This is a genomic window from Anaerosolibacter carboniphilus (genome assembly GCF_014205875.1).
In the GTDB taxonomy this organism is placed as follows: Bacteria; Bacillota; Clostridia; order Peptostreptococcales; family Thermotaleaceae; genus Anaerosolibacter; species Anaerosolibacter carboniphilus.
Genome location: NZ_JACHEN010000015.1, coordinates 58,292 through 72,794, shown reverse-complemented (window position 1 = coordinate 72,794; position 14,503 = coordinate 58,292). Strand labels below are relative to the sequence as shown.

The window sequence follows — 14,503 nt, the reverse complement described above, 5'->3', positions numbered from 1 at the left end:
ATAAGTACAGGAAATATATTCTACACAAATAATATTATTTCCTACACTGATATGAAAAATCCTTTTAAATTATAAAACTATGTATTATAAAATAATAGAGCGGGACATAAACCCGCTCAATTATTACTACTTTCTTAAACCTAACTTTTCAATAACTGTTCTATATCTTGCGATATCCTTATCCTTTAGATAGTTAAGAAGATTTCTTCTGTTACCAACCATCTTTAAAAGACCTCGACGTGAGTGATGATCCTTCTTGTGAATTTTCAAGTGTTCATTTAACTCATTAATTCTTGTAGTCAATAATGCGATTTGAACCTCTGGAGAACCAGTGTCATTTTCATGGACTTTATAAGAATTAATAACCGCCATTTTGTTTTCTTTATTCATAGCCATGATTTTCACCTCCTTATTTTTTATCCCCATAAGCCAAGTAATACGTCGGAGTCTCGAACTACGTAGCATATGGTTCTTCACAATATATAATGGTAGCATATTCAAATAGAAATGTAAACACAAAATTATATATTGAAGTATATTTTGGCTGTTTTGATATCATGTTGTACTTGCTTCACCAGAGCATCTACACCAGAAAACTTCATTTCTCCCCTACAACAGTGATAAAATTGAATCTCCATTTCTTTTCCATATAAATTATCATTAAAATCTAATATATGAGACTCAACCGTTATGGGATTTTCTCCAAACGTAGGGTTGTAACCTACACTGGTAATACTATAATAGATTTTTTGATCAATAATACACTTTGTATAATAAACACCTGGTTTTGGAAGAACTACGCCTTCATCAATACTTAGATTTGCTGTAGGAAACCCCAATTGATGTCCTAGTCCCTTTCCTCTCACGATCTTTCCAAGGACACTATATTTTCGTCCTAAAAAAAGGTTTGCTTTATTTATCAATCCATCACTAATGAATTTTCTAATTGCTGTACTGCTGATGATCTCGTCCTCAATCTTAACAGCATCAACGATCTTTAATTCATATTTGAATTGCCGCTGATAATCCAGCAATAGGTTGATATCCCCCTGGGCTTTATATCCAAATCGATAATCAAATCCAACAATCCCATATACCATATTTAACTTGTTCATTAAAATATCTTCTATGAATTTTCCCGGAGCTAAATTTCTATGCAAGTCGTCAAATTCAACGGAAATCACATAATCAATATCAAATTCCCTAAAAACATCAAATTTATTTTTCTCAGACAAGATCCTACTTGGAGCACCATTACTAGATGTCAAGCTCCTGGGATGATTGGTAAAGGTATATACAACACTCTTTAATTTGTTCTTCCTACAAACATCCACAAGGTTCATGAGTAGTGTCTGATGTCCAATGTGAATACCATCAAAGCTTCCTAACGCTACACCACATTTATAAGATTTTAAATCTATTCTCTCTAGAGAAGTGATAATTTCCATATTTTTTCCCCTTTAGTTAAAAACTCGATCAATATCAATATAAAGGTCGCTATCACGCTTTACTCTTCCTAAGGCAATAAACCGATTATCCACATATAATCTTACCATGGCATCCTCTATCAATTGTGGATTACCAACCATGTTTTTTCTATAAATATGATTTCCGTTCAAAAGGTATTTTAGCGAAGATGTCCTTACATCAATTCTAGACATGTGAGTAAGTGGATAGTCAACATCAAATAAATACTCACTTTTAATCTTTTCAGTCTCTACTTTTTGCAATGTTTCCAATGTCATCGCATTTGCAAGGTTAAAACGACCACTTCCTGTGCGAAGCAGAAAAGACATATATCCCCCACACTCTAAGTAATTTCCAATATCCTCACACAACGTTCTTACATATGTCCCTTTAGAGCATACTACATCAAACAGAATAGTATCTCCAGCTACCCGTAAAATATCTATCTCCTCAATAAATATTTTCCTTGCCTCTCTATCCACAGTCTTTCCCTCTCTTGCCAGCTCATAGAGTTTTTTTCCATTCTGCTTTAAGGCAGAGTACATAGGGGGAATTTGTAACACCTCACCCCTAAACTGCTGAAAAGCTTTTCGAATATCCTCTTCTCCTACGGTCACTGGTCGAGAATTAATCACAGTTCCCCATCTATCTAAAGTATCTGTATTATGTCCCAGAATCATCTCACAACGATATTTTTTCATATCATCCATCAAATATTGACTAACTCTTGTGGCTTTTCCTAGGCATACAGGTAGGACACCAGCTGCCATAGGATCTAATGTCCCTGTGTGTCCTACTTTTTTCATATTTAATGTTTTTCTTACAACATAGACAACATCGTGTGAAGTCATTTTGGGTGGTTTTAATATATTAATAATACCGTCCATTCAATCACCTATAGTTTATTGTTTAAAGCACGTATTAGTTTGTTTTTTGCATCCTCAATACTTCCATATATCGTACATCCGGAGGCTTTACTATGTCCACCGCCACCAAACTCTCCTGCAATCTTACTTACATCTATTTGATATTTAGACCGCAGTCCTACCTTGATTTCGCCAGGGTTTAATTCCTTCAATAAGATGCCTACTTCAACCCCTTTTATGTCCCGTGCATACTCAATGAGACCATCTGTATCAGCAGGGATAGCCCCTGTGTTGTTTAGCATATCCTCAGTAACATGTAAAACTGCCAGCTGTCCCTCATAATGAAATTCCAAGGTGCTTAATACGGCAGAGAGAAGCTTTACCTGATAGGATGGCTTATTCTGATATACCTCAGTAGTTATATCATTTAGAACAATTCCATTCCTAAGTAGATCTGCGGCAATCTCATGGGTCCTTGATGTTGTATTACTATATTTAAAGCTCCCTGTATCTGTAGAAATAGCAGTATACAGACAGGTAGCGATCTCGGAGTCCATATCCATTCCCATTGCTTCAATAAGAGAATAAATGATTTCCCCAGTGGCTGCCGCCTCAGGTTCCACAATATTGAGATCCGCAAATAATGTATTGGTAATATGATGATCAATATTTATACTTCGGTTTGCATTGTGTATATACTGGCTTCTGGTACCTAATCGATCTAGATCACTGCAATCAATACTAATAACGATATCTGGTGTTGGTATTTTACTTGTTTCTCTTATAATATACCGAACAGGAAGAAACCTTAAGTTATAAGGAATATCATCTGTTAATAAAATCCATGGATCTTTGCCCATTTTTTTAAAAGCCAAAAAAAGCGCCAAGGAAGATCCGATGGTATCCCCATCGGGAAGAATATGAGGGAGAATGAGTATATGTTCTCCCTTTTCTATTGCTTCTACAAACTTTTTATCACGCATCATGTTCACGGTCATTTGCAGCATCCCTTTTATTTACCTTACTGATTAAATCGTTGATATACATTCCTTGTTCAATAGATTGATCCATTTTGAATAGGGGTTCCGGTGTGTATCTAAGTTTCAGACTTTTCCCAATTTCTTTGCGAATAAATCCCCCAGCATTTTGTAGAGCCTTCAAAGAATTTTCCTTCTCCTCCTGAGACCCATATACACTTATGAAAATATTCGCATACCTTAAGTCTCTTGTTACCTCCACAGCAACAACACTTGTCAATGGAGATAATCTTGGATCCTTTAATTCATTCATAATCAAATGACTAACCAACTTCTTAATTTCTTCACTGATTCTATTTGTACGTGGATAACCCATATCAGAGCCACCTTCCTATCTAAAGCATATTACACTCTTTTCACTTCTTCAATAATAAAGGCTTCTACGATATCTCCTTCTTTAAGGTCGTTATAGTTAGCGATTCCTACACCACATTCGTAACCAGCTGCTACTTCTTTGGCGTCATCTTTAAATCGCTTTAACGATGATATTTCACCTTCATGAATAACAATGCCATCCCTAATCAATCGGATTTTTGCATTTCTTGTAATCTTCCCATCTAACACATAAGCCCCACCAATGGTTCCAATACCAGGTACCTTGAAGGTCGCTCTAATTTCAGTTTTTCCTAATACGACTTCTTTATACACAGGATCAAGCATACCCTTCATAGCGGCTTCAACATCAGCAATAGCTTCATAAATAATTCTATAGGTTCTTAAATCAATGTTTTCCCTTTCTGCCAAGTTTTCCACAGCAGTAGAAGGTCGTACGTTGAAACCGATGATAATCGCATTGGACGCAGATGCAAGCTTAATATCTGACTCTGTAATCGTTCCAACCCCACCATGAATCACCTTTACTTTAACCTCTTCATTGCTTAGCTTCACCAATGATTGTTTTACAGCCTCAACCGATCCTTGCACATCTGCTTTCACGATGATGTTTAATTCTTTTACACTACCCTCTTGGATATGCTTAAATAGATCTTCAAGAGTCACCTTTGCTGTAGCATTTAAGTTCTCTTCTCTATCTTTTGCTTTTCGCTTTTCTACAATCTGTCTTGCAATCTTATCTTCTTTTACAGCATGGAATAAATCCCCAGCCTCAGGTGCATCTGAAAGCCCTAGAATTTCTACAGGTGTGGATGGACCTGCCTTCTTTATTTGCTTTCCTTTGTCATTAATCATCGCTCTTATTCTTCCGTAGGATGATCCTGCCACAACAGAATCCCCAACTTTTAAGGTACCATTTTGAATGAGTATGGTTGCCACAGGTCCTCTGCCCTTATCAAGCTTTGCTTCGATCACCGTTCCAGTGGCGTACCTTTTGGGATTTGCTTTCAGTTCAAGCATTTCTGCAGCTAATAAGATCATTTCCAATAGCGTTTCGATGCCTTCTCCTGTCTTAGCAGAAACTGGCACAAGAATTGTTTCTCCGCCCCATTCTTCAATCAATATGCCATGGTCAGACAGTTCCTGCTTCACCCGGTCTGAATTTATACCTGGCTTATCTATCTTATTCATAGCAACAATAATCGGTACGTTTGCAGCTTTTGCATGGTTGATGGCTTCCTTTGTTTGAGGCATCACCCCGTCATCAGCGGCTACCACAAGAATTGCTATATCTGTTATGCTGGCACCCCGCGCTCTCATAGACGTAAACGCCTCATGTCCAGGGGTATCAAGGAAAACAATCTTATTTCCATGAACTTCTACCTCTGAAGCACCTATGTGCTGTGTTATACCTCCAGCCTCTCTTGATGTTACGTTTGTATTTCGAATAGCATCCAATAATGATGTTTTTCCATGGTCAACATGTCCCATTACTGTAATAACTGGTGGTCTCGCCTTTAAGTCCTCTGGTCTATCCTCTTCCTGCTCAAGACCAATCTCAATTTCTTCTTTCACTTCTTCTTTTTCAATGGCAATGCCAAAATCGGTACTGATTAGTTCTGCAGTGTCAAAATCAATTTCTTGATTGATTGTGGCAAATACACCCAAGGCGATAAGTTTCCCCATTACTTCAGACACGTTCTTACCAATCTTCTCTGCTAAATCTTTTACTGTCACTTTTTCTGGAATTAGGATCAATTTATGATCCTCTACATGCTTCTTCTCTTCAACCTTTTGAATTGTCTCCTTTTGCTTCTCTACAACCGGCTCATTATCTTGCTTATGATTCATCTTGTTATTCGGTTTTTTTGCTTTTTTGTCGTCTACTCCATAAAGTTCTATAATAATATTCGCCTCATCTTCCTCTAATGCACTCATATGATTTGCTACTTCCACGCCAAATTCACTTAACTTTTCGATTACTTCCTTGCTGGATATGCCCAATTCCTTGGCCAATTGATATACTCTCAGTTTTGACATATTCATTCACCCCCTAGAGAATTTAAATCTTCTATAGATTCCATAATTAGACTGTATATTTTACTTGCAAAAGCAGTATCTTTAATAGCATATACTGCCCTATTTGACTTTCCTACAGCAGATGAAAGTTCTTCTCTTCTCCCAAAAACAACATACTGGATTTTTCTAAACTCGCACATATCTCTAAACTTCTTTTTTGTGTTTTCGGAAGCATCCTGCGGAACTATAACCAAACGAACATGACCCTTTTTGATGTGTATTTCGCAAGTATCTTCTCCCGTAATAAGGTTCCCAGATCGTTGTGCCAAACCGAAAAAAGATAAGATTTTTTTATCCATCTTGTCTTAGCTCCTCTTGAAGCTTATTATAAATCTCATCTCCAACGTCCTGTTGAAAGGCGCGATTTAATGCCTTCTTTTTCTGAACCTTATTCAAACACTCTACATTGTCACATATATAGGCCCCTCTTCCTGCTGCTTTACCTGTTTTATCAATTTTTATATCCCCTTCAGGCGTTCTGACAATGCGGATAAGTTCTTTCTTGGGTTTTCCCTCCATACAACCAATACACTGTCTAACGGGTATTTTTCTTGCTTTCATGGGGAATACCTCCTTTTTCTAACTACTACTCTTCTGTTGGATATATTCCTTATACTGGGTTTCACTTTTTATGTCAATTTTCCAACCGGTAAGCTTCGCTGCCAATCTAGCATTTTGTCCTTCCTTGCCAATAGCAAGTGATAATTGGAAATCAGGTACAACAACTAGTGCAGATTTTTCGTCATCTTTCACTTCAACCTTAACCACCTTTGATGGACTTAACGAACTGGCAATAAACTCCTCAGGATTTTCACTCCATTTAATAATGTCTATCTTTTCTCCTTTTAGTTCATCAACAATCGCTTGTACTCTAACACCCTTATGTCCAACACAAGCTCCTACTGGATCTACATTCATATCATGAGAATGGACAGCTAATTTTGATCTGGATCCGGCTTCCCTAGCTACACTTTTTATTTCTACTACACCATCATGAATTTCAGGCACTTCTAATTCAAATAATCTTTTCACTAGGCCTGGATGAGTTCTAGATACCATAATTTGAGGGCCCTTTGTCGTTTTCTTTACTTCAACGATATACGATTTAATTCGATCATTATGCTTATATGTTTCACCCTCAATTTGCTCTCCTGGTGCTAAAATTGCTTCAGTTTTTCCCAAATTTACAAAGACATTTCCTTTGCTAATTCTCTGTACGATACCTGTTACAATTTCGCTTTCACGGTTAATAAATTCATCAAATATAATACCTCTTTCAGCTTCTCTAATCCTTTGAACTACTACCTGTTTCGCAGTCTGAGCAGCAATTCTACCAAAGTTTTTCGGGGTTACTTCCTTCTCTATTACATCGCCAATCTCATAATTGCTATCTATTTTTTTTGCATCCTCGAGACTAATATGTAATAGTTCATCTTCAACTTCATCTACGACATCCTTTAATGAAAACACTCTGACTTCCCCAGTATCCCTATTGATATACACCTTTACATTTTGCGCTGAACCATAATTACGCTTATAGCCAGAAATGAGCGCAGCTTCAATCGCATCAATAAGAATATCCTTGGATATGCCCTTCTCCTTCTCTATCTGGTCAAGAGCTTCGATAAATTCTCCATTCACTTTTTATTACCTCCCTATATTAAATGATTACAGCAAGTTTTACCTTCGCAATTTTATCCTTTGATAATTCAAGTGTTTCATGCTCACTAACTTTTATAGCTACAGCATTTTCCAACAAACCAAGCAGTTCGCCCTCAATTACCTTTTTGCCGTCCACCGCTTGATAAAGATAGGCTTCAACCATTCGTCCTTTAAATTTTTCAAAATCTGAATCCTTCTTCAGTTCTCTATCGAGACCAGCTGATGATACTTCTAAATAATAAGCTTCCTCGATGGGATCCACTTCATCTAGACGCTCACTTAAATATTCACTCACTGCCTGACAATCATCCAAAGTAATTCCATCCGCATGGTCAATATATACCCTTAGAAACCGATCTCTACCTTCTTTAATAAACTCTATATCAACTAGTTCTAAATTCTTTTCTTTAATTACAGGCATCACCAATTCTTCCACAATATCAGCTACTCGCTTTTTAGACATTGTATTTTCCTCCTCTACTGGAACTATTTATAAATAAATGTATTATTTTTATTCTCCCGTAATTCCACATCCTTTATTCTCTAATAAAAGTACATGCATAATAGCAAAGAGTGGGTTTTCTCCCACTCTTTTTCGCGCATCTTGTTATTTCAGTAAAATTATAGCATATAAAGAAAAGTTATGCAAGGCTAAAATAAAGATAGTTGATTAGTATCCGGTAGTCCATTCAAGCATCCATGGTTCTGTAAAGTTTCAACAACTGTTTTTGTTACCTTTGCCCGCGTTCTTAAGTCCTCCAAAGAAATGAATTCCCCGTCCCTTCGGCTTTCACATATACTTTTCGCAGCGTTCTCTCCAACCCCTTGCAGTGCACATAATGGAGGCAAAAGCTTATCCTCAACAATCATAAATCGATCCGCATCGGACTTGTATATGTCCACAGGCAAAAAATGCAGATCCCTTGCATACATCTCATTTGCCACCTCAAGTACAGTCAACAAGTCTTTTTCCTTTTGTGACATAGCGTTCCCTAATGCCTCTAATTCCTTCATCTTATTTTTTATCTTTCCTTTTCCTCTTACAATCAAATCTGCATCAAAATCTGCCGCTTTTGTAGTAAAATATGTAGCATAAAAGGCCAATGGATGATGTACTTTAAAATAAGCAATTCTAAAGGACATCATAACATATGCAGCAGCATGGGCCTTAGGAAACATATACTTGATTTTATTACATGAATCAATGTACCACTTCGGTACTTTGTTCTGTGCCATAATTTCCTCGTGTTCTGGCGAAAGACCTTTTCCTTTTCTTACATTTTCCATAATTTTAAAAGCTGTTTTGGGTGGCAGTCCTTTATATATGAGATAATTCATAATATCATCTCTTGTTGAAATAACATCTTTCAGCTCAGCAATGCCTTGTCGGACAAGGTCTTGAGCATTGTTCAACCACACATCGGTTCCATGAGAGAGACCACTTATTCGAACCAACTCAGCAAAGGTTGATGGCTGCGTGTCAACTAGCATTTGTCGAACGAATTTTGTTCCAAATTCAGGAATACCCAGACTACCTACTTCACATACAAATTCCTCGTCTACAATTTTTAATGGTTCAAGACTTGTAAATATCTTTACTGTATCCTTATCATCCAGAGGAATTTGGGTAGGATCTACCCCAGTAATATCTTGAAGCATTCTAATAATTGTAGGTACGTCATGACCTAAAATATCTAATTTTAGCAGCCTACCACTGATTGAATGATAATCAAAGTGGGTAGTAATGATGCCAGATGATCCATCATTGGCAGGGTATTGGATTGGACAAAAATCATAGATTTCTTTATAATTTGGCACAACCATTACACCACCCGGATGTTGTCCAGTTGTCCTTTTCACCCCAGTGCATCCCTTCGCTAATCTTTCGATTTCACGATTATTCAGTGAAATTTGTTTTTCTTCATGATATTTTTTTACAAATCCATAAGCTGTCTTATCTGCAATGGTACCTATTGTCCCAGCTCTGAACACGTAGCCTTCTCCAAAGAGCTCTTCTGTATACTTGTGGGCTGTAGGCTGATATTCCCCAGCAAAGTTTAAGTCGATATCAGGCTCCTTATCACCCTCGAATCCTAGGAACACTTCAAAAGGTATATCATGTCCGTCTTTTAGATAAGGATTGTGACAATTTGGACAAATTTTATCTGGTAAATCCGCTCCACTTCCAATGGAACCATCGGTTATAAATTCCGAATGCTTGCAGTTCTGGCAGACATAATGAGGTGGTAATGGGTTTACCTCTGTAATATCACTCATTGTTGCCACAAAGGAGGATCCAACAGAACCTCTTGAACCTACAAGATATCCGTCTTGTAGAGACTTCGCAACTAATTTCTGTGCGATGATATACATAACAGCATAACCATTACTTATGATGGAGTTTAATTCTCGATCCAACCTTTTTTGTACCAATTCTGGAAGCGGATCACCATAAATGCGTGTGGCCTTTTCATAGCACATTCTTCTGAGGTCCTCATCTGATCCTTCTATAATAGGTGGAAACGTATCATCGGGTATAGGTATGATGCTATCGACTTGATTCGCTATATCATTTGGACAGTTAATAACTACATCCAATGCTGTATTCTTTCCCAAGTACTCAAATTCTTTTAGCATTTCGTCGGTTGTCTTAAAATACAAAGGTGTCTGCTCATCTGCATCATCAAAGCCTTGTCCTGCCATTAGAATTCTTCGATAGGCTTCATCATGGGGATCAAGAAAATGAACATCACCAGTGGCAACCACAGGTTTGCGGAACGCGGTTCCTAGATCTACAATTTTTCTATTGATTTCTTTTAACTCTTCTTGATCTTTAACAATGCCTTTATCGATTAGAAATGTATTATTTCGAATGGGCTGTATTTCCAAATAGTCATAATACTTAACGATTTCGTCTATCTCTCGCTTAGATTTATTACTCGTTAAGGCACGATATAATTCTCCGGCTTCACATGCTGTCCCAATAATTAAACCATCTCGCATCTGTGTCAACAATGACTTAGGAATCCGTGGTCGCTTATAAAAATAGTCCATATGGGATGCAGATATTATTTTGTACAAATTCTTTAGTCCAGTGTAGTTCTTTACAAGAATAATGATATGATAGGTATCCATTTTTTTTATATCTGCAGTCTTAGCAAATAGCTCATTTATTTCTTTGAGCATCGTAATGCTCTTTTGTTTCAAAAGTTCCAAAAATCGAATAAAAATTTCGGCAGTTGCACCAGCGTCATCTACAGCACGATGATGGTTCTTTAGTTCAACGCCTAACTCGGCAGCGATAACATTTAATTTATATTTCTTAAGCTTTGGCATCAGTATCTTAGCCAGGGATAATGTATCCACTACAGGATTATCAAAACTTATGCCTAATCCATGGCAGTTTTCTTTGATAAAGGAAGTATCAAAGCCTGCGTTATGAGCTACAACAGGATTATCCCCTACGAATTCTAAAAACTCAGGAAGTACTTCTTCAATTTTAGGCTGATCTTTCACCATTTCATCAGTAATTCCTGTAAGTTCTACAATGTTTGGTGGAATTGGTCTAGCTGGATTTACTAGCATATTAAAGTGATCTACAATCTTTCCCTCGAAAACTTTTACAGCACCAATTTCTGTTATTTTATCGTGTTTGCTTGATAGACCTGTTGTTTCTATATCAAAGACAACATAACATTGATCTAGGGATTTATCATTGCAGTTCAATACAATAGGTGCTCCATCATTTACCAAATATCCTTCTACTCCATAGATCACCTTAACGCCATGTTTTTTTCCAGCTTCCATGGCTTCTGGGAAAGCTTGAACCACGCCATGATCTGTAATGGCAATGGCAGGATGTCCCCATTTTGCAGCCCTTTTTACTAGGCTAGAGGCTGATGAAACACCATCCATAGAACTCATTTGGGTATGGGCATGTAATTCAATTCGTTTATGCTCACTCATATCCATTCTAACTAAAGGAGATGCCTCGTTGATATCATTTACCATCACAATCAATTCTCTTGAGAAGGTGTCATATCTTGCCTCCCCTTTAATCTTTATGTATTTTCCTACAGATAGCGTTTCATTTAAAACCTCGGTCTGTTCTTTCTTGGCAAATATTTTTGCAGCAATTGATCCTGTATAATCTGTAATACATAAGGTAAACAGTGTCTTATTATTTTTTAGTTCTCTTGTTTCTAAACTAAATATTTTCCCCTCTATACAAGCGATCTCCGATTCTTCTGTTATTTCTGAGATAGGCGTTTTACCGTCAGTTATTCTTTTTCCTAATATTGTACCTTCCGTATTTTGTCCTTTTTCTTTGGTATTTTTAGGAGCAGTTGTTCTTTCTACCTGCTGATGAATTAGTCCTTTTAACAAGTTCTGGGTTTCTTCCTCTTTTTGTTTCAAATACTCATCATTACTTCCCATTGTCTCCTCTGGTTTGTAGATAAGCATCGCCTTGATAGAAATACCAAATTCGTATGAAAAAATTCTCTCAATGAATTGATCCACTTTTTTTTCTTTTAGACTCTCGGCCCCTAATTCGCTCTCGATACGTATGTATAAAAGATCATTATCTAGTTGAAATTCAGCATTTTCCATCCATGCTAAAGTGGATGGTAGTTTTTGATTCAATTCAAAAAGAATATTATCCTTATACTCTCTGATAATACTCTCTTGATCCATACCTATATTCCTATATACTGTAAAGAAGTTTATCTCTTCAAGAAAGGATAAACTCCTATGAATTTTTTCTTTCAGCTTATCCAAACTCTGTTTATGGACGATTTGCTTTGGTGTTACAACAATATCTAGCCTTTTTTTCTCTTGATTATATCTAATTTTTTCAATGTTTCCATCAACGGCTGCTTGAATATCTTCTGATAAATTACTAAAAACACTATTCGGCATATTTTCCATCCAAACCACCCTCAAAACTCGAATTCGTTTTAAAATCTATTGATTATAATTTATCGATCTCCTCAAGTAAAACCTGCTCGATCTCATCTTCTGACAACTTTCTTATAATCTCTCCCTTTTTAAAGAGCAATGCTGATGATTTCCCTCCTGCGATACCGATATCGGCCTCTCTAGCTTCTCCTGGCCCATTCACTGCACAACCCATGATGGCTACAGTAATCGGCTTGTCCACTTGCATAAGCTTTTTCTCAATGCGATTGGCCAGTTGAATCAGATCGATTTGGCATCTCCCACAAGTAGGACAAGAAATTAAATTCACACCAAAACTTCTTAGTCTTAACGATTTTAATATTTCCTTTGCGACTTTTATTTCTTCCACTGGATCTCCAGTTAAGGATACCCTTATGGTATCTCCAAGCCCGTCCAATAAAAGGGAGCCAATACCGATAGAAGATTTGACCGTTCCACCCCATAGTGTACCCGCCTCTGTAATACCAATATGCAAGGGATAATTCACCTTTTGCGACAGCAATCTATAAGCTTCGACAGTGAGTCTAATATCTGATGCCTTTAAAGAGATCACCATATCTTCAAAATTTAAATGCTCTAAGATTTGAATATGCTCCATGGCACTTTCAACAAGGGCCTCAGCATTTACTTCCCCATATTTTTCAAAGATTCTTTTGTCAATAGATCCAGCGTTTACTCCAATTCTAATGGGGATATTCCTTTCCTTCCCTTGTTCAACAACCTTACGCACCCGATCAATATCACCGATATTTCCAGGATTCAATCGAAGCTTATCGATGCCATTTTCAATAGCTAACAGGGCCAAGCGATAATCAAAATGTATATCTGCAACGAGAGGAATATGTATTAGTGATTTTATTTGCTTTATGGCATTCGCCGCTTCTTCATCCGGAATAGCCACTCTTACAATTTCACACCCAGCCTCTTCTAGCTCTAAAATTTGTTTTACTGTTGCTTGAACATTACGAGTATCTGTATTTGTCATAGATTGAATGCTTATGGGTGCATCTCCACCAATCTTAACATTACCACATTGTATAGTTTTTGTCTTTTTTCTTTTATCGTACATCAAAACGACCACCTATCTAAAAAATATCAAAACGAATGATATCCTTATATACTATGAAAACCATTAAAGCCATCAAGAGAATGAATCCTACCAGATGTATAAAGCCTTCTTTCTCTGGATCCAAGGGTTTGCCACTCAAGCCTTCAAAAGATAAGAAAATCAAACGTCCGCCATCAAGGGCTGGTATCGGAAGTAAATTAACGATACCCAAATTAATGCTAATGACTGCAGCGATATGTAATACATTAAATATACCTATCTTTGCAGCTTCCCCTACAATATGAATAATCCCCACAGGACCAACCACATCCTCCGTTGATGCTTTTCCTCTAAAGAGATTTCCAATATAGTCTAACATGCCTGTTAATACAAAGGAAGTTCTATCTATACTCGCTTTGGCTGCTTGACCGAAGGATTTTTTCAGCATAGGCGTTATCCCGATTACTGCTTGCTTTGTTTCAAGATTCATAACCGGCTTCACGATGATATTTTTTTGCTTTCCATCTTTATCGATCAATTCAATATTCAATGATTTATCTTTACTTCCATTGATAATTTGAACAATTTCATCCCAACTATCAATTTTTTCATCTTCAATACGAACAATACGATCTCCAGCAATTATTCCTGCTGATTCAGCTGGAAGCCCTGGCGTAACTTGACCGATTTGGGTAGTTGGAAACCCGATTGAATAGAAAATAATCATAAACAGTAATATGGCCAAGATAAAATTCATCAATGGACCTGCCAAAATTACTGACATTCTTGCCCATAATGGCTTATTATTGAAGCTTCTTATATCAGAAGATGCTTCATCTTCCCCCTCCATTTTAACATATCCTCCAATGGGAAGGGCCCTAACAGAATAAGAAGTTTCCTTTCCTTTCACGCTTAATAGCTTGGGTCCCATACCTACGGCAAACTCATGTACTTTGATACCTACTGCCTTTGCTACTGCAAAGTGGCCCAACTCATGAAATATAACCAGCAGGCCAAAAACCAATACTGCTGCAATGATTGTTCCCATATTC

The 14,503-nt window shown here is 37.1% G+C and carries 13 protein-coding genes; all 13 read right to left on the bottom strand.

Features of this window, described 5'->3' with window-relative positions; genetic code table 11:
• Nucleotides 1–126: 126 nt before the first annotated feature.
• Complete coding sequence (gene rpsO, locus HNQ80_RS12815) at nucleotides 127–390, bottom strand: 30S ribosomal protein S15 (protein WP_207727003.1); 264 nt, start codon at nucleotides 388–390, stop codon at nucleotides 127–129.
• Nucleotides 391–521: 131 nt separating this feature from the next.
• The gene (locus HNQ80_RS12810; protein ID WP_184311058.1) at nucleotides 522–1,448 is read right to left on the bottom strand and encodes a bifunctional riboflavin kinase/FAD synthetase; all 927 of its coding nucleotides are present in this window, start codon (nucleotides 1,446–1,448) and stop codon (nucleotides 522–524) included.
• A gap of 12 nt (nucleotides 1,449–1,460) precedes the next feature.
• Nucleotides 1,461–2,354 carry a tRNA pseudouridine(55) synthase TruB gene (truB, locus tag HNQ80_RS12805; RefSeq protein WP_184311057.1) on the bottom strand — a complete coding sequence of 298 codons (894 nt, stop codon included), beginning with the start codon at nucleotides 2,352–2,354 and terminating at the stop codon, nucleotides 1,461–1,463.
• Nucleotides 2,355–2,362: 8 nt separating this feature from the next.
• The gene (locus HNQ80_RS25945; protein WP_279288993.1) at nucleotides 2,363–3,331 is read right to left on the bottom strand and encodes a DHH family phosphoesterase; all 969 of its coding nucleotides are present in this window, start codon (nucleotides 3,329–3,331) and stop codon (nucleotides 2,363–2,365) included.
• Nucleotides 3,309–3,686 carry a 30S ribosome-binding factor RbfA gene (gene rbfA, locus HNQ80_RS12795; protein WP_184311056.1) on the bottom strand — a complete coding sequence of 126 codons (378 nt, stop codon included), beginning with the start codon at nucleotides 3,684–3,686 and terminating at the stop codon, nucleotides 3,309–3,311. Before rbfA ends, HNQ80_RS25945 begins: the two co-directional genes overlap by 23 nt.
• A 29-nt stretch (nucleotides 3,687–3,715) precedes the next feature.
• Nucleotides 3,716–5,743, bottom strand: coding sequence for a translation initiation factor IF-2 (gene infB, locus HNQ80_RS12790; RefSeq protein WP_184311055.1), 2,028 nt, complete (start codon nucleotides 5,741–5,743; stop codon nucleotides 3,716–3,718).
• A 2-nt stretch (nucleotides 5,744–5,745) separates the two neighbouring features.
• Nucleotides 5,746–6,081, bottom strand: coding sequence for a L7Ae/L30e/S12e/Gadd45 family ribosomal protein (locus tag HNQ80_RS12785; RefSeq protein WP_184311054.1), 336 nt, complete (start codon nucleotides 6,079–6,081; stop codon nucleotides 5,746–5,748).
• Nucleotides 6,074–6,343, bottom strand: a complete 270-nt coding sequence (rnpM, locus tag HNQ80_RS12780; protein WP_184311053.1) for an RNase P modulator RnpM — start codon at nucleotides 6,341–6,343, stop codon at nucleotides 6,074–6,076. The genes HNQ80_RS12785 and rnpM overlap by 8 nt, the downstream gene beginning before the upstream one ends.
• An 18-nt stretch (nucleotides 6,344–6,361) precedes the next feature.
• Nucleotides 6,362–7,423, bottom strand: a complete 1,062-nt coding sequence (gene nusA, locus HNQ80_RS12775) for a transcription termination factor NusA (protein WP_184311052.1) — start codon at nucleotides 7,421–7,423, stop codon at nucleotides 6,362–6,364.
• A 19-nt stretch (nucleotides 7,424–7,442) separates the two neighbouring features.
• Nucleotides 7,443–7,907, bottom strand: coding sequence for a ribosome maturation factor RimP (locus HNQ80_RS12770; protein ID WP_184311051.1), 465 nt, complete (start codon nucleotides 7,905–7,907; stop codon nucleotides 7,443–7,445).
• Between the two features lie 188 nt (nucleotides 7,908–8,095).
• The gene (locus HNQ80_RS12765; RefSeq protein ID WP_330602862.1) at nucleotides 8,096–12,373 is read right to left on the bottom strand and encodes a PolC-type DNA polymerase III; all 4,278 of its coding nucleotides are present in this window, start codon (nucleotides 12,371–12,373) and stop codon (nucleotides 8,096–8,098) included.
• A 43-nt stretch (nucleotides 12,374–12,416) separates the two neighbouring features.
• On the bottom strand, nucleotides 12,417–13,472 hold the full coding sequence (gene ispG / locus HNQ80_RS12760) for a flavodoxin-dependent (E)-4-hydroxy-3-methylbut-2-enyl-diphosphate synthase (protein ID WP_184311050.1): 1,056 nt from the start codon (nucleotides 13,470–13,472) through the stop codon (nucleotides 12,417–12,419).
• 16 nt (nucleotides 13,473–13,488) lie between these two features.
• Complete coding sequence (gene rseP, locus HNQ80_RS12755; protein WP_184311049.1) at nucleotides 13,489–14,499, bottom strand: RIP metalloprotease RseP; 1,011 nt, start codon at nucleotides 14,497–14,499, stop codon at nucleotides 13,489–13,491.
• Nucleotides 14,500–14,503 lie beyond the last annotated feature (4 nt).